This window comes from Burkholderia alba, from assembly GCF_034721475.1.
Lineage (GTDB): Bacteria > Pseudomonadota > Gammaproteobacteria > Burkholderiales > Burkholderiaceae > Burkholderia > Burkholderia alba.
This window is the reverse complement of record NZ_JAWJWL010000018.1, coordinates 127814-143412: the sequence shown is the minus strand read 5'-3', so window position 1 is coordinate 143412 and position 15599 is coordinate 127814. Positions and strand designations below refer to the sequence as shown.

Annotated in this window: 18 protein-coding genes; 9 read left to right on the top strand and 9 right to left on the bottom strand. The window is 67.3% G+C overall.

Annotation, left to right across the window (positions count from 1 at the left end):
* Positions 1-15 precede the first annotated feature (15 nt).
* The 6 genes from htpG to mctP all read left to right on the top strand — a co-directional run bounded on the left by htpG (position 16) and on the right by mctP (position 5902).
* On the top strand, positions 16-1914 hold the full coding sequence (gene htpG, locus RZR99_RS21005) for a molecular chaperone HtpG (RefSeq protein WP_323121697.1): 1899 nt from the start codon (positions 16-18) through the stop codon (positions 1912-1914).
* Between the two features lie 8 nt (positions 1915-1922).
* Positions 1923-2525 carry a chorismate--pyruvate lyase family protein gene (locus RZR99_RS21000; RefSeq protein ID WP_323121719.1) on the top strand — a complete coding sequence of 201 codons (603 nt, stop codon included), beginning with the start codon at positions 1923-1925 and terminating at the stop codon, positions 2523-2525.
* A complete protein-coding gene (locus tag RZR99_RS20995) occupies positions 2525-2998 on the top strand; it encodes a DNA-deoxyinosine glycosylase (protein WP_323121696.1) in 474 nt (157 codons plus the stop codon). The genes RZR99_RS21000 and RZR99_RS20995 overlap by 1 nt, the downstream gene beginning before the upstream one ends.
* Positions 2995-3912 carry a class I SAM-dependent methyltransferase gene (locus tag RZR99_RS20990; protein WP_323121695.1) on the top strand — a complete coding sequence of 306 codons (918 nt, stop codon included), beginning with the start codon at positions 2995-2997 and terminating at the stop codon, positions 3910-3912. Before RZR99_RS20995 ends, RZR99_RS20990 begins: the two co-directional genes overlap by 4 nt.
* A gap of 200 nt (positions 3913-4112) precedes the next feature.
* Entirely contained in the window at positions 4113-4355 is a 243-nt protein-coding gene (locus RZR99_RS20985; RefSeq protein ID WP_323121694.1) for a DUF3311 domain-containing protein, read from the top strand.
* The gene (gene mctP, locus RZR99_RS20980) at positions 4352-5902 is read left to right on the top strand and encodes a monocarboxylate uptake permease MctP (RefSeq protein WP_323121693.1); all 1551 of its coding nucleotides are present in this window, start codon (positions 4352-4354) and stop codon (positions 5900-5902) included. Before RZR99_RS20985 ends, mctP begins: the two co-directional genes overlap by 4 nt.
* 119 nt (positions 5903-6021) lie before the next feature.
* Here the strand turns inward: mctP and RZR99_RS20975 are convergent, their stop codons facing one another.
* Positions 6022-6201, bottom strand: a complete 180-nt coding sequence (locus tag RZR99_RS20975; protein WP_323121692.1) for a hypothetical protein — start codon at positions 6199-6201, stop codon at positions 6022-6024.
* Positions 6202-6340: 139 nt separating this feature from the next.
* Here RZR99_RS20975 and RZR99_RS20970 point away from each other — a divergent pair, with 139 nt between their 5' ends.
* Positions 6341-6847 (top strand): hypothetical protein, encoded by a 507-nt coding sequence (locus tag RZR99_RS20970; RefSeq protein WP_323121691.1) that lies wholly within the window; start codon positions 6341-6343, stop codon positions 6845-6847.
* Between the two features lie 60 nt (positions 6848-6907).
* On the opposite strand, the gene RZR99_RS20965 is transcribed toward RZR99_RS20970, so the two are convergent.
* From RZR99_RS20965 to RZR99_RS20945, 5 genes are all read right to left on the bottom strand, one after another.
* A complete protein-coding gene (locus tag RZR99_RS20965; protein WP_323121690.1) occupies positions 6908-7339 on the bottom strand; it encodes a VOC family protein in 432 nt (143 codons plus the stop codon).
* 287 nt (positions 7340-7626) lie between these two features.
* A complete protein-coding gene (gene tal / locus RZR99_RS20960) occupies positions 7627-8580 on the bottom strand; it encodes a transaldolase (RefSeq protein WP_323121689.1) in 954 nt (317 codons plus the stop codon).
* Between the two features lie 150 nt (positions 8581-8730).
* Entirely contained in the window at positions 8731-9960 is a 1230-nt protein-coding gene (locus RZR99_RS20955; protein WP_323121688.1) for a benzoate/H(+) symporter BenE family transporter, read from the bottom strand.
* A 44-nt stretch (positions 9961-10004) separates the two neighbouring features.
* Positions 10005-11180 carry a vWA domain-containing protein gene (locus RZR99_RS20950; protein WP_323121687.1) on the bottom strand — a complete coding sequence of 392 codons (1176 nt, stop codon included), beginning with the start codon at positions 11178-11180 and terminating at the stop codon, positions 10005-10007.
* Positions 11181-11280: 100 nt separating this feature from the next.
* On the bottom strand, positions 11281-12123 hold the full coding sequence (locus tag RZR99_RS20945; RefSeq protein WP_323121686.1) for an AAA family ATPase: 843 nt from the start codon (positions 12121-12123) through the stop codon (positions 11281-11283).
* 270 nt (positions 12124-12393) lie between these two features.
* Here RZR99_RS20945 and RZR99_RS20940 point away from each other — a divergent pair, with 270 nt between their 5' ends.
* Together RZR99_RS20940 and RZR99_RS20935 are read left to right on the top strand one after the other, a co-directional pair.
* Positions 12394-12753 (top strand): c-type cytochrome, encoded by a 360-nt coding sequence (locus RZR99_RS20940; RefSeq protein ID WP_323121685.1) that lies wholly within the window; start codon positions 12394-12396, stop codon positions 12751-12753.
* 40 nt (positions 12754-12793) lie between these two features.
* Positions 12794-13162: a c-type cytochrome gene (locus RZR99_RS20935; RefSeq protein ID WP_323121684.1), complete on the top strand. Its 369-nt coding sequence runs from the start codon at positions 12794-12796 to the stop codon at positions 13160-13162.
* A gap of 105 nt (positions 13163-13267) precedes the next feature.
* Here RZR99_RS20935 and RZR99_RS20930 read toward each other — a convergent pair whose 3' ends face one another.
* From RZR99_RS20930 to rsxB, 3 genes are all read right to left on the bottom strand, one after another.
* On the bottom strand, positions 13268-13702 hold the full coding sequence (locus RZR99_RS20930; protein WP_323121718.1) for a DUF1841 family protein: 435 nt from the start codon (positions 13700-13702) through the stop codon (positions 13268-13270).
* A gap of 390 nt (positions 13703-14092) precedes the next feature.
* Entirely contained in the window at positions 14093-14737 is a 645-nt protein-coding gene (gene nth, locus RZR99_RS20925; protein WP_323121683.1) for an endonuclease III, read from the bottom strand.
* A gap of 4 nt (positions 14738-14741) precedes the next feature.
* Positions 14742-15581, bottom strand: a complete 840-nt coding sequence (rsxB, locus tag RZR99_RS20920) for an electron transport complex subunit RsxB (RefSeq protein WP_323121682.1) — start codon at positions 15579-15581, stop codon at positions 14742-14744.
* Between the last annotated feature and the right edge of the window lie 18 nt (positions 15582-15599).

Genomic DNA, 15599 nt, shown 5'->3' with positions numbered 1-15599 from the left:
ATGAAGGGTAAATAGATGACTCAGCAAACCATGAGCTTTCAGGCCGAGGTCAAGCAGCTCCTCCACCTGATGATCCATTCGCTGTACAGCAACAAGGAAATCTTTCTGCGCGAACTCGTGTCGAACGCGTCCGACGCCGCTGACAAGCTCCGTTTCGAGGCCCTCGAAAACACCGCCCTCTACGAAGCCGATCCGAACCTGCGGATTCGCATCGGCTTCGACAAGGCCGCCCGCACGCTCACCATCGACGACAACGGCATCGGCATGAGCCGCGACGAAGCGATCGCGAACCTCGGCACGATCGCCCGCTCGGGCACCAAGGAATTCTTCTCGAAGCTCTCGGGCGACCAGCAGAAGGATGCGGCGCTGATCGGCCAGTTCGGCGTCGGCTTCTACTCGGGCTTCATCGTCGCCGACCGGATCACCGTCGAAACCCGCCGCGCGGGCCTGCCCGCGTCGGAAGGCGTGCGCTGGGAAAGCGCCGGCGAAGGCGATTTCGCGATCGACACGATCGAGCGCGCCGCGCGCGGCACCACGATCACGCTGCACCTGCGCGAAGGCGAGGACGAGCTGCTGTCGGCGCACCGCCTCAAGTCGATCGTGCAGAAGTACTCGGACCACGTCGCGCTGCCGATCCTGATGAAGCAGGAGGAGTGGGACGCCGAGAAGGGCGAGATGGTCGAGAAGGACGACGACGAGACCGTCAACCAGGCGAGCGCGCTGTGGACCCGTTCGAAGAGCGAGATCAGCGACGAACAGTACCAGCAGTTCTACCAGCACCTCGCGCACGATCACCAGAATCCGCTCGCGTGGACCCACAACCGCGTCGAGGGCCGCAGCGAATATACGCAGCTGCTGTACGTGCCGTCGCAGGCGCCGTTCGACATGTGGAACCGCGACCATCGCGGCGGCCTCAAGCTGTACGTGAAGCGCGTGTTCATCATGGACGACGCCGAGCAGCTGCTGCCGCAATACCTGCGTTTCGTGAAGGGGGTGGTCGATTCGGCCGACCTGCCGCTCAACGTGTCGCGCGAGATCCTGCAGGAAAGCCGCGACGTGAAGGCGATCCGCGAAGGCGTGACCAAGCGCGTGCTGTCGATGCTCGAAGAGCTGGCGAACGCGGAAGACGACGCGGGCAAGGAGAAGTACCGGACGTTCTGGAGCGCGTTCGGCCAGGTGCTGAAGGAAGGCATCGGCGAGGATCACGCGAACCGCGAGCGGATCGCGAAGCTGGTGCGCTTCGCGTCGACGCACGGCGAGACCGACGCGCAGGACGTGTCGCTCGCCGGCTACGTCGCGCGCATGAAACCGGAGCAGACCCGGATCTACTACGTGACGGCGGACGCGTGGCAGGCCGCGAAGCACAGCCCGCACCTGGAAGTGTTCCGCAAGAAGGGCGTCGAGGTGCTGCTGCTGACCGACCGGGTCGACGAATGGATGCTGTCGTTCCTGCAGGAGTTCGACGGCAAGCCGCTCGCGAGCGTTGCGCGCGGCGATCTCGATCTCGGCGCGCTCGACGATGCGGAGAAGAAAGCGCAGGAGGAAACCGGCGAGGCGCTCAAGCCGCTGGTCGACAGGATGAAGGCGGCGCTCGACGGCAAGGCGAAGGACGTGCGGGTCACGTTCCGTCTGACCGATTCGCCGTCGTGCCTGGTCGCCGACGACAACGACATGAGCGGCTACCTGCAGCGGATGCTGAAGGCCGCCGGCCAGAACGCGCCGTCGTTCCAGCCGATCCTCGAAGTCAATCCGGAGCATCCGCTCGTCAAGCAGCTGAACGCCGACGGCGCCGATTTCGCGGACTGGTGCCATCTGCTGTTCGATCAGGCGCTGCTCGCGGAAGGCGGCGTGCTGGAAGATCCGGCGAGCTTCGTCAAGCGGACCAATACGCTGCTGCTGTCGCGCGCGGCGTGAGCACGCGGATGCGCTTCGATGCGGCCGTCGGGGGGTGGCGCGACACGCCGCGCCCCGGCTGCTCCGTCGCGCAGAAGGACTGGCTCACGCGCGGCGGCTCTCTGACCGCGCATCTCGCGCGGCTCGGCGCGGTGGCGGTGCGCGTGACGCGCGAAATCGTCGCGGTGCCGTGGAGCGACGAGCATACGGCGCTCGCCCGCCATCCGCGCACGCCGGTATGGGTGCGCGAGGTGGTGCTCGCGGTCGACGGCACGCCGTTCGTCGCGGCGCACAGCATCGCGCCGCTCGCCGCCAGCAAGGGCGTGTGGCAGGCGATGCGGCGGCTGCGCACGCGGCCGCTCGCCGAACTGCTGTACCGCGATCCGCAGGTGACGCGCTCCGCGCTCGTCAGCCGCCGCGTGATCGCGGGCCATCCGCTGTTCGCGCTGGCCGCGCACGCGCTGACCGACGGCCGGCCCGCGCCGCATGCGTTCGTCGCGCGCCGCTCGGTGTTCGAGCGGCACGGCGAACCGCTGATGGTGACGGAGTGCATGCTGCCCGCGCTGTGGCGGCATCTCGACGCGCACGGCGACGCTTCCGCGTCGGCACCCGGCGAGCCTGGAGGCGCGTGATGCTGCGCGGTTTTCCCCCGGTCGCGGCGGCCGACACGCACACGCTGATACTCGGCAGTTTTCCCGGCGAAGCGTCGCTGGCCGCCGCGCAGTATTACGCGCATCCGCGCAACCAGTTCTGGCGGCTCGTCGGCACCGTGGTCGGCGAGCCGCTGCACGCGCTGCCCTACGACGCGCGGCTCGGCCGCGTTCTCGCCTACGGCATCGGCGTCTGGGACGTGCTGGCCGCATGCCGTCGCGAAGGCAGCCTCGATACGGCGATCCGCGCAGCGCAGCCGAACGATTTCGCGTCGCTGCGCGCGCATGCGCCGCAACTCAGGAAGGTGTGCTTCAACGGCAAGGCCGCCGGCCGCTTCGAGCCGGTGATTCGCGCGGCGGGCTACGACACGCTCGTGCTGCCGTCGTCGAGCCCCGCGAATGCTATGCTCTCGTTCGACCAAAAATTGCGCCTGTGGCGCGAGATTCTCCTATGACCCGATTGATCAAGCGCGCGTCCGCCGAGGCACGCGCGTTCAACCGCGAAAAACCGTCGTCGTTCAACGGTTCCGCGAAACTCAAATCCCCCCGCGTCAAGCGCCGTGCCGAACTGGCTGACGAAGCCGATCTGCCGGTCCTCGATGCGCCGCGAAAGCCGCGCTTCGCGCCCGTTACGTTCTCCGAAGAGCGGGGCGTGCGCTATCTGCATTTCGGCACCGAGTGGGTGCAGGGCGCGATGCGCCTGTCGAAGCCGCATCACATCGAACTCGAATACGCGCAGCAGATGATGGCGTGGCTCCTGTTCCTGGAAACGCCGCGGCGCGTCGTCCAGCTGGGGCTCGGCACCGGTGCGATCACGAAGTTCGCGCACCGCTTCCTGCCGCGCGCGCACGTCGAGGCGGTCGAGCTGAATCCGGCCGTGATCGTCGCGGCGCGCACGATGTTCGAACTGCCGCCCGACGACGCGCGCCTGACCGTGCACGAAGCCGACGCATGGGACTTCGTCAACGATCCGGTCAATCGCGGCACCATCGGCGCGCTGCAGATCGACCTGTACGACGCGACCGCGCGCGGCCCGGTGCTCGACAGCGTCGCGTTCTACCGCGCGGTGCGCGGCTGCCTCGCGGACGCGGGCATCGCGACCATCAACCTGTTCGGCGACCATCCGAGCTTCGTGCGCAACATGAAGCACTTGAACGCGGCGTTCGACCAGCGCGTGATCGCGCTGCCCGAAGTGCACGACGGCAACCGGATCGCGCTCGCGTTCTCCGGCCCCGCGCTCGACATCGCGTTCGCCCGCCTCGAAGCCCGCGCGAAGCTCATCGAGGCCGATCTGCGCCTGCCGGCCCGCAGCTGGGTGAAAGCATTGAAAGCTTCGGTCGCCGCGGGCGCCGACGTCTTCGCGATCTGAGCGCTTCGCGCCTGCCCTGTCCGGCCGCTTGCGCGGCCGGACAGGGCGTCCCGCTTCGGGTTCGCCCCTGTTTGACCGTGCTCCTCCGGCTTTTATACTGACCCAAGCCCTGGGGAGCCGCCGCCGGCCCGTCCCGCCTCTCCTCTCGTGCCGCCGTACCCGTGCAGAACATCAATAACCGGGAATGATGAGGAGACGTCATGGCTCACGACGCCGACGCCAACCGGGCCGCGAAACGCTGGCTCTGGCTGCTGGTCCTGCCGCTGATCGCGATGGTCTGGGTGCCGTCGTACAGCAAGATCGAACCGCAATGGTTCGGTTTTCCGTTTTTCTACTGGTATCAGCTGCTGTGGGTGTTCATTAGCGCGATCATCACGGCGCTCGTCTACTTCAAGACCAAGAACTGCTGGAAAGCCGGCGGCGCGAAGGGGGACGGGCAATGAATCTCACCGCCACCTTCGTCTTCGTGCTGTTTTTCGTCGGCGTGACGATCCTCGGCTTTCTCGCCGCGCACTGGCGGCGAGGCGATCTCGCCCATCTCGACGAATGGGGTCTCGGCGGCCGCCGTTTCGGCACGGTCGTGACCTGGTTCCTGCTCGGCGGCGATCTCTATACCGCCTATACGTTCGTCGCGGTGCCCGCGCTCGTGTTCGGCGCCGGTGCGATGGGCTTCTTCGCGCTGCCGTACACGATCCTCATCTATCCGTTCGCGTTCGTCGTCTTTCCGAAGCTGTGGAGCATCGCGAAGCGGCACGGCTACGTGACCTCGGCGGACTTCGTCAACGCCCGCTACGGCAGCCGCGCGCTCGCGCTGGCGATCGCCGTGACGGGCATCGTCGCGACGATGCCGTACATCGCGCTGCAGCTTGTCGGCATCGAGGTGGTGATCGGCGGGCTCGGCTTCGACACCCGGGGCTTCGCCGGCGACCTGCCGCTCATCATCGCGTTCGCGATCCTGGCCGCGTACACGTATACGTCGGGCCTGCGCGCGCCGGCGATGATCGCGATCGTCAAGGACATCCTGATCTACATCACCATCGCGGCGGCGATCATCGTGATTCCCGCGCAGCTCGGCGGCTTCGGCCACATCTTCAGCGCGGTGCCGCCCGCGAAGCTGCTGCTGAAGGCGCCCGACGTGTCGAGCATGAACGGCTACAGCGCGTATGCGACGCTCGCGGTGGGGTCCGCGCTCGCGCTGTTCCTGTATCCGCACTCGGTGACGGCGATCCTGTCGTCGTCGTCGGGCAACACCATCCGCCGCAACATGGCGATGCTGCCCGCGTACTCGTTCGTGCTCGGCCTGCTCGCGCTGCTCGGCTACATGGCGCTGGCGTCGGGGGTGAAGGACATGCCGGAATTCGCGCCGTACTTCAAGGCCTACGGCGCGAACTTCGCGGTGCCCGCGCTGTTCCTGCATTTCTTCCCGTCGTGGTTCGTCGGCGTCGCGTTCGCCGCGATCGGCATCGGCGCGCTGGTGCCGGCGGCGATCATGTCGATCGCGGCCGCGAACCTGTACACGCGCAACATCCACCGCGAGTTCATCAACCGCAACATGACCCCCGAGCAGGAGACCAACGTCGCGAAGCTCGTGTCGCTGATCGTGAAGGTGGGCGCGGTGGCGTTCATCCTCGGCCTGCCGCTGACCTACGCGATCCAGCTGCAGCTGCTGGGCGGGATCTGGATCATCCAGACGCTGCCCGCGATCGTGCTCGGCCTGTACACCCGGGTGCTGGACTATCGCGGCCTGCTCGCGGGATGGGCCGCGGGGATCGTCTGCGGCACCTGGATGGCGATTTCGCTGAAGCTCGCCGGCTCGATCTTCACGATCCATCTGTTCGGCTACGCGATTCCGGGCTATGCGGCGATCTGGTCGCTGATCGTGAATCTGGTGGTGTCGGTGCTCGTCAGCGTGCTGGTGCGTGTGATCGGGATGAAGCATGCGGAGGACCGCACGCGGCCGGAGGACTATCTGGACGTGGTCGAAGGCTGAGCCGCTCGGCCACCGTCACCGTCCGCAACGCCCGCAACGCCCGCAACCCAGGTTGCGGGCGTTTTCATTTGCGTGCCGCGCGGGCTCGGGGATCGTCGCGACGGCCCGAACGCCATCCTTCAAGTGATTCTAGGGGCCGCCGCCGACATCGAGAATCGGTGAAAGACCGGTTTGGTGCGCCGCCGCGAAACATCAATAATGCGCCCCGTCCAGCAGTGTCTGGCATTCATTTCAACCGATTCGAGCGACGGGAATACGACGATGAAGATGTGGATCGTGATGTTGGGTTTGGGTTGCATGCCGCTTGCCGGGTGCGTTGCGGCGTATTACCGGTGAGGGCGGCATGAGCAGGATCCTGATGTGTGTACCGGTACTGACGTTGCTGCCGCTGCTGTCCGGCTGCGTGAATCTCTACTATCGCTGATGCGGGGGCGATCGATGAGGCAGGCGGCGGGCGCGGCCGTGCTGTTGATGGGGCTGGCGGGATGCGTGTCGGTGTACGGCCCGGGCGGCGCCTCGCCCGGCCAACGCGGCGCCGCGCCGCCGCAGGCGGAAAGCGGCGCGGGGGGCGGGGCGGCCGGCCGCCTCGTGATCGGCAATCGGCAATACGACGAAGTGTGGCGGCAGGTCGGCCAGTTTTATGCGGATCGCCGCTTGGCCGCGCGCGTGACCGACCGGCCGACGGGGCTCGTCGCCGCGGCCTACGACGATGCGCCGAACGCGGGCAATTTCCTCGACTGTCCGGATCTCGCGCAGACCTCGAACGTGACGCGCACGCTCAAGGTGATCGCACGGCTCGACGACGCCGCGCAGGGTGTCGCGGTGTCGATCGACGTGACCGGGACAGCGGGGGTGTCAGCTGGCGGCAAGAACAAGGTCGCGCGCGTCGCATGCCGTTCGAACGGCACGCTGGAGCGTGCGCTGTCCGAAGCGTTGCGCAAATGAGGCGACGCCGGAACGCCCGCGCCGTCGCGGCGGCCATGGGCGTTCCGGCTTGGGCGAGTATCAGCCGCGCATGGCGGGATCGGCGACGTTGATCATCCAATGGATGCCCATTCGATCCTTCAGCATGCCGAAACCCAGGGCCCAGAAGGTTTTCTGGAACGGCATCGCGGCCGCGCCGCCGTCCGCGAGGAGCGCGTCGAACAGTCTCTGGCCCTCCTCGACGGTGCTCGGATCGAGCGACAGCGAATAGCCCTGGTGCGCGCTTTGCGACTCGTTGCAGTCGCCGTCGGAGCACATCAGGACCGAATCGCCGATCGTGAAGCTCGCATGCATGACCTTGTCCGCCAGTTCCGGACGGGACGGCTGGTCGGGATTGGGCGGCGCATCCTTGAAGCGCATCAGAAACTGGACCTTCGCGCCGAGCGCCTGCTCGTAGAACTTGAGCGCTTCGTCGCATCGCCCGTTGAAAATCAGATACGGTTGGACTTGCATCTTCGTCTCCTTGATTGGGGGCGAGCGCGCCGGGAAGCGGCCGGACGCGCCCGTGACGTNTCGTAGAACTTGAGCGCTTCGTCGCATCGCCCGTTGAAAATCAGATACGGTTGGACTTGCATCTTCGTCTCCTTGATTGGGGGCGAGCGCGCCGGGAAGCGGCCGGACGCGCCCGTGACGTGGATTGTAGTGCGGCGGCGCGTCGGAATGATGTCGAAACGGCGCGTTAACGCGAAACGGCCGCGGCATCTGCCGCGGCCGTTCGTCGAGCGCCGGCGCCGTGCGTATTAGCGCAGCGCTTCAATCATTTTTTCGAGCTTGAGCGCGTCGGCCGAGAACAGCCGGATGCCTTCCGCCAGCTTTTCCGTGGCCATCGGATCGTCGTTCAGCTGGAAGCGGAACGACGATTCGTCGATCGCGACGCGCGCGGCGGGCGCATCGGTCAGCGCATCCGGGGACAGCTTGCGCGTCACGGTGTCGTTGCTGTCCTGCAGCTTCTGCAGCAGATCGGGGCTGATCGTCAGCAGGTCGCAGCCGGCCAGTTCGGTGATCTGGCTCAGCGTACGGAAGCTCGCGCCCATCACTTCGGTCGAATAGCCGAAAGTCTTGTAGTAGGTGTAGATGCGGCGTACCGACTGCACGCCCGGATCGTTCGCGCCGCCGTTCTTCACGTCGTCCCACTCGGCGCCGGCGCTCTTCTTGTACCAGTCGTAGATGCGGCCGACGAACGGCGAGATGAGCTGCGCGCCCGCCTCCGCGCAGGCCGCCGCCTGCACGAGCGAGAACAGCAGCGTCATGTTGCACTTGATGCCTTCCTTCTGCAGCACTTCGGCGGCGCGGATGCCTTCCCAAGTCGACGCGAGCTTGATCAGGATGCGTTCGCGGCCGATGCCGGCCGCTTCGTACAGCTTGATGATTTCGCGGCCCTTCGCGATCGAGCGCTCGGCATCGAACGACAGGCGCGCGTCGACTTCGGTCGACACGCGGCCCGGGATCAGCTTGAGGATCTCGGTGCCGAACGCGATCAGCAGCCGGTCGATGATGAAATCGGTCGGTTTGCCCGCGTGGTCGCGCACGGTTTGCTCGAGGATCGGCTTGTACGCGTCCTTCTGGACGGCCTTCAGGATCAGCGACGGATTGGTGGTCGCATCCCGTGGCTGGTACTGCGCGAGCTGCTGGAAATCGCCCGTATCGGCGACGACGGTCGTGTACTGCTTCAGCTGGTCGAGTGCGGTAGTCATGGCGAATCGTGATGAAGGCGCTGCGCGCCGGGTTCGACGAAGGTGCCGCGCCGAACGTGCGCGGCGGCGAAGCGGGGCGGCCGCCGCGGGCGCGCGGCGGCCGGACCCTCTATTCTAGGCCGGATTCCGCCGGGCGGCTGCGCGGCGGCCTCAGGCCGTGCGGCGCGCGTTCAGGATCACCTGAGTGGCGATGCCCGCGACCAGGCCCCAGAACGCCGAGCCGATCGACAGCAAGGTCAGGCCCGACGCCGTCACCATGAAGGTCACGAGCGCCGCTTCGCGCTGCCTGAGGTCCTGCATCGCGTTCGCGAGTCCGCTCATGATCGAGCCGAACAGCGCGAGCGCCGCGACGGACACGACGAGCGCTTTCGGCAGCGCGGCGAACAGTGCGGCGATGGTCGCGCCGAACACGCCCGCGAGCAGATAGAACACGCCGCACCAGACGGCGGCCGTGTAGCGCTTCGCGTGCTGCTCGTGCGCCTCGGGGCCGGTGCAGATCGCGGCGGTGATCGCGGCGAGATTGACGCCGTGCGAGCCGAACGGCGCGAGCGCGAGCGATGCGAGGCCGGTCGTCGCGATGAGCGGCGCCGACGGCGTCCGGTAGCCGTCGGCGCGCAGCACGGCGATGCCCGGCACGTTCTGCGATGCCATCGCGACCACGAACAGCGGAATGCCGATGCTGACGATCGCCGCGAGCGAGAACGACGGCCGCGTGAACACCGGCTGCGCGAGCGCGACGTGAAAGCGGCTGAAATCGAGCAGGCCGAGCATCCCGGCCATCGCGGTGCCGGCGACGAGCGTCGTGACGATCGCATAGCGCGGCGCGCAGCGCTTCACGATCAGGTAGGTGAAGAACATCACGAGGACGAGCGCGGTCTGGAACTGCGCGGCCCGGAAGATTTCGATGCCGATCTCGAACAGGATGCCGGCGAGTAGCGCGGCGGCGATCCCGGCCGGGATCCGCTTCATCAGGCTGTCGAACATGCCGCTCAGGCCCACGGCGGTCAGCAGCAGCGCGCAGACGATGAATGCGCCGATCGCCTGCGGATACGGGACGCCCGGCAGCGAGGCGACGAGCAGCGCCGCGCCCGGCGTCGACCATGCGACCACGATCGGTGCGCGAAAGCGCAGCGACAGGCCGATCGTCGTCAGCGCCATGCCGATCGACAGCGCCCAGATCCACGACGAGATCTGCGCGTCCGTGAGGTGCGCGGCGCGGCCGGCCTGGAACATCAGCACGAGCGAGCTGGTGTAGCCCGTCATCATCGCGACGAAGCCCGCGACCAGCGCCGATACCGACGTGTCGGCGAGGAAGCGCGGCGGCGGCGCCGCGCGCGCCGCGGCTGCCTGCGACAGGTCGGGGGCAGGCGGTTGATTCATGAAGGTGTCTCCGGTGTAGCGTGTTTGTTGTTATTGCGGCGGGATCATTTGCTGAGGACGCGCATCGCGGTTTCGAGGCCCGCGAGCGTGAGGGGATACATGCGCTGGCCGAGCACTTCGCGGATCACCGCGATCGATTGCCGGTATTCCCACAGGCGCTCGGGTTCCGGGTTGAGCCAGGCGAAATGCGGGAACTGGTCGGCGAGCCGCCGCAGCCACACGGCGCCCGCTTCGGGATTGTTGTACTCGACGGAGCCGCCCGGCTGCAGCACCTCGTAGGGGCTCATGGTCGCGTCGCCGACGAAAATCAGCTTGTAGTCGGGCGTGAACTTGTGCAGCACGTCCCAGGTCGGCGTGCGCTCGGCGTGGCGCCGGCGGTTGTGCTTCCACAGATGGTCGTAGACGCAATTGTGGAAGTAGTAGAACTCGAGATGCTTGAATTCGGCCTTCGCGGCGGAGAACAGCTCCTCGGTGCGCTTGATGTGGTCGTCCATCGAGCCGCCGACGTCGAGCAGCATCAGCACTTTCACGTTGTTGTGCCGCTCGGGCACCATCCGCAGGTCGAGCCAGCCCGCGTTGGCCGCGGTGCTGCGGATCGTGCCGGGCAGATCCAGCTCTTCGGCCGCGCCTTCGCGCGCGAAGCGGCGCAGCCGGCGCAGCGCGACCTTGATGTTGCGGGTACCCAGCTCGACGGAATCGTCGTAGTCGCGGTACGCGCGCGCTTCCCATACTTTTACCGCCGTGCGGTTGCCGGCCGATGGCCCGCCGATGCGGATGCCCTCGGGGTTGTAGCCGCCGTGGCCGAACGGCGACGTGCCGCCGGTGCCGATCCATTTGTTGCCGCCTTCGTGGCGCTCCTTCTGCTCGTCGAACAGCGCCTTCAGACGGTCCATCAGCTTGTCGAGGCCGCCGAGCGCCTGGATCTGCGCTTTCTCTTCGGGCGTCAGCTCGCGCTGCAGGCGCTTCTCGAGCCAGTCGAGCGGGATCTCGAACGCTTCCGACGGCAGTGCCGATACGCCGTGAAAGTATGCGCCGAACGCCTTGTCGAACTTGTCGAAGTACTGCTCGTCCTTGACGAGCGTGAGGCGCGACAGATAGTAGAACTCGTCGAGCGACGGAGCGATCACGCGGGCCTTCAGCGCTTCGAGCAGCGTCAGGTACTCCTTGACCGACACCGGCAGCTTCGCCGCGCGCAGCGAATAGAAGAAATCGATCAGCATGGGCGGACCTCCGCACGGCCGGCCGACGGCGCGGCGCGGCCGGCCGGGTCAGGCTGCGGGGCGGGGGCGATCCGGCGGCTCATGGCGGCGTCTCCGGCGGCTAGCGGTTGTGCCGGTTCATGTAGACGAGCCGCTCGAACAGGCTCAGATCCTGTTCGTTCTTGAGCAGCGCGCCGGCGAGCGGCGGCACGATCTGCTTCTGGTCCTTCGAGCGCAGCGCGTCGGGCGGAATGTCCTCGGCGAGCAGCAGCTTCAGCCAGTCGAGCAACTCGGACGTCGACGGCTTCTTCTTCAGGCCGGCGACGCCGCGCAGTTCGTAGAAGCTCTCGAGCGCCGCGCGCAGCAATTCCTGCTTGATGCCGGGAAAGTGGACGTCGACGATCCGCTGCATCGTGGCCGGCTCGGGGAACTGGATGTAGTGGAAGAAGCAGCGGCGCAGGAATGCGTCGGGCAGTTCCTTCTCGTTGTTCGACGTGATGATCACGAGCGGCCGGTGCTTCGCGCGCACCAGCTCGCGGGTCTCGTAGACGTGGAACTCCATCCGGTCCAGCTCGCGCAGCAGGTCGTTCGGAAATTCGATGTCGGCCTTGTCGATCTCGTCGATCAGCAGCACGGCGGGTTCGTCGGCCGCGAATGCCTGCCACAGCACGCCCTTCACGATGTAGTTCGAGATGTCCTGCACGCGCGCGTCGCCGAGCTGCGAGTCGCGCAGCCGCGATACCGCATCGTACTCGTAGAGCCCTTGCTGGGCCTTCGTCGTCGACTTGATGTGCCATTGCAGCAGCGGCATGCCGAGCGCGGCGGCGACTTCCTCGGCCAGCATGGTCTTGCCGGTGCCGGGCTCGCCCTTGATGAGGAGCGGCCGCTGGAGCGTCAGCGCGGCGTTCACGGCGAGTTTCAGGTCGTCGGTGGCGACGTAGTGCGAGGAGCCTTCGAAGCGCATGGCGGCGTGCTTCCTGCAAAAAAATCTCAGTATAAGTCAGAAGGGCTGTTGGGTTTTCGAGGCGATTGGTATCGTTCAGGGCTGAGCGCGGAGCGCCCGGCGCGGGCTTGCCGGGGGCGGCCCGGGCGAGCCGGGTGGACGCGTTCCCCGCCGACGCGGTACAATCTGGCCGTTTTTTTTGGCCTGCGTGGCATCCTTATAAGCATAACGGCGCGGGCCGTTGCCTTTTTGGGCGCCAGTTTCCCCTCAAGCTAGGTTACAAGACAAGCTATGAACAAATTCGTCGGCAAACATGTCGTTGTCGCAGCGCTTGCGGCGCTCGCAGCCAGCGCGCAGGCGGCCGGTGTGGTCGGCAGCCCGAAGGACGGGGCAAGCAAGGCTGCGATGTGTATCGGCTGCCACGGCATCGCCGGTTACCGCGCGGCTTACCCGGAGGTCTACCGGGTGCCCGTCCTCGGCGGCCAGAACCAGCAGTACCTGGAAAACGCGCTGAAGGCCTACCGGAAGAAGGATCGCCATTTCCCCTCGATGAACGCGATTGCCGAATCGCTGACGGATCAGGACATCGCCGATCTCGCGGCCTACTATGCCGCGCAAAAGCCCGATTCGAAGAACAATCCCTACAAGTAAGCTCACGCTTGCTTATCTCATCAGCGGGATAGGAGCATTCATGAAGAAGCCTCAAACGGCATTCAAGACGGCGGCGGCGCTTGCGTTCGCGGCTGGCCTCGCGATCGGCACCGCGCATGCAGCCGACACGACGAAGGGCAAGGAGCTGGTCGAAGCGCACAATTGCGCGGCCTGTCACGGCGCGAAGCTCGACAATCCGATCAACGCGGAATATCCGCGTCTCGCGGGCCAACATGCCGACTACATGGTGTGGGCGATGCGCCAGTACCAGATGGGTCTCTCGAACCCGCTGCTCGGTCGCAACAACGCGATCATGCAGGCGCAGGTGCAGAGCCTGTCGGTCAGCGACATGAAGGACATCGCGGCCTACATCGAGTCGCTGCCGGGCAGCCTCGTATTCAAGAAGTAAGTGCGCGGCCGGGGTCCGGCCGCGTCGCGGCGCGCCCGATGCGGCGCGCGCCGGCTACCCCGCCTCGCGCGGGGATTTTTTTGCCCGCGACGAGGGTGGGGCGGGCTAGTCGCGCGACGCACGCTGCAGGATGCGCTGCAGGTACGCGTCGGAATCGGGCGGCGTGCCGGTGCGCTGCGCTTCCCAGATGGTCTCGCCCAGGCATTCCATGATCGCGTGCTGCGCGTCGTGGGTCGAGTTCAGGCGGGCGGCGAGCTTGTCGTGCGCGGCCCGGATGCCGGGTGGCTGGTCGATCGACAACTGCTCGCTGATCGCGAGGTGCATCGACAGGTGCAGGAACGGATTCGTGCCGCCCTGCTCCGGCGTGTAGTCGCGCGTCGCGGCGCCGTCCGGGTCGGCGAGATCGGCGTGATATTCCGGATGGTCGACGATCCAGTCGGCGGCGATGGTTTCGAGCGGCGTGAGGATGCCGCCGGTGCGCTGCTTGTGCCAGGTGTCGGTGAAGAAGCGACGGACTTCGTCGCGGCTGGGATTGAACATGGTGCGGGGCGTCATGCGGATGGCGGGCGGCGCGATGCCGTGCGAAGCGTGCATTTTACGCCGGCTCGGACCGGCCTGCCGAAGCGGGTTCCCCGGGCGGGTCGGCCGGTGGCGACCTACCGTTCGCGGGTCGCGCCGCACGGGCTTGGGGCTGGAATCGGCCGCGTCACCCGCTCCGTGTCGCTATGCCGCCGGCTGTTGCGGTGGCGTTGGCCGCCGCCCGGTTCGGCGCCGGGCCGATGCCGCCGCGGCAGGCGGGCGCCGCAGCGATGCCGGCGAGGGCGCCGCGACACGCCCGTACCGCGGGGCGCACGACGAAGCTGCCGGGGGGTGCGCCGAGGTTCCGGCAGGGGCGCGCGCGGCGCGGCAAGCGGGCTGCCCGGGCCCGCGTCATGCCGTCGGCGCGGGCGTCTTGGGACGGAATTCGCACAGCGGCTCGATCGCGCAGTGCCAGCATTCCGGCCGCCGCGCCTTGCACACATAGCGGCCGTGCAGGATCAGCCAGTGGTGCGCGTCCTGGCGGAACTCGGCGGGCGTGAATTTCTCGAGCGCGGCCTCGACCGCGCGGACGTCCTTGCCCGGCGCGAGCCCGGTGCGGTTGGAGACGCGGAAGATATGCGTGTCGACCGCGATGGTCGGATGTCCGAATGCCGTATTGAGCACGACGTTGGCGGTCTTGCGGCCGACCCCGGGCAGGCTCTCGAGCGCTTCGCGATCGGCGGGCACCTCGCCGCCGTACCGGTCGAGCAGGATCTTGCAGGTCGCGACGACGTTCTTCGCCTTGGTCCGGTACAGGCCGATCGTCTTGATGTAGTCGGCGACCGCCTCCTCGCCGAGCGCGGCGATTTGCCGCGGCGTGTTCGCGACCGGGAACATCTTGCGCATCGCCTTGTTGACCGACACGTCGGTCGCCTGCGCGGACAGCATCACCGCGATCAGCAGTTCGAAAGGCGTCGTGTATTCGAGTTCGGTCGTCGGGTGCGGGTCGAGGCTCTGCAGCGTTTCGTAGATCGCGCGTCGTTTCGTGGCGTTCATGCGGTCAGGGCTGTTTGGGCTGTTTGGGCGGTGGGGTGTCGGCGTCGCCTGCGTCGTCGGCCGGCTGCGGGTCGGCCAGGCGGCGACGGCGCGCGTCCGCCGCGTCGATCTGCGCCTGCACGGCGGCGCTCACGCCGCCGGTGTTTTTCGGCGCTTCGCCCTGGGCGGCAAGCTCTTCCTTCTTCTTGCGTGCCCGCTCGAGCGCGGCGGCGATGATCGCGCGCTTCTTCGCTTCCGGATCCTCGGCGGCGGGCGCGGCGGACGTTTCCACCGGCGCGGCGCTCGCGGCGGCGCTGGCGGCGCGGCGTGCTGCGGCACGAGCCTCGGCCGCGTCGCGTTCGCGCCGCTGCCGTGCGAGTCGGGCGTCGTGTTGCGCGCGGGCGTCGTCCGCCTGCTGCCGGGTCCAGGCATCCCAGCCGGTCCGCTCCCCGGTGACTGGAATCATCGCGATACAGTCGACCGGACAGGGCGGCACGCACAGATCGCAGCCCGTGCAGCGCTCGCTCAACACCGTATGCATCTGCTTGGGCGCGCCGACGATCGCGTCGACCGGGCAGGCCTGCATGCACAACGTGCAGCCGATGCACAGCTGTTCGTCGATGACGGCGAGCGGACGCGGACGTTGCGCGCCGTTGACCGGATTGAGCGGGATCACGGGCTTGCCGAGCAGCGCGGCGAGGCGGGCGACGCCCTCGGCGCCGCCCGGCGGGCACTGGTTGTAGCCGGCCTGGCCGGCGGCGATCGCTTCGGCGTACGGACGGCAGCCGTCGTAGCCGCACTTCGTGCATTGGGTCTGGGGCAGCAGATCTTCGATCCGATCCGCGAGTTTTTTAATGTCGGTCACGGTGACAGCGTGGGGCAG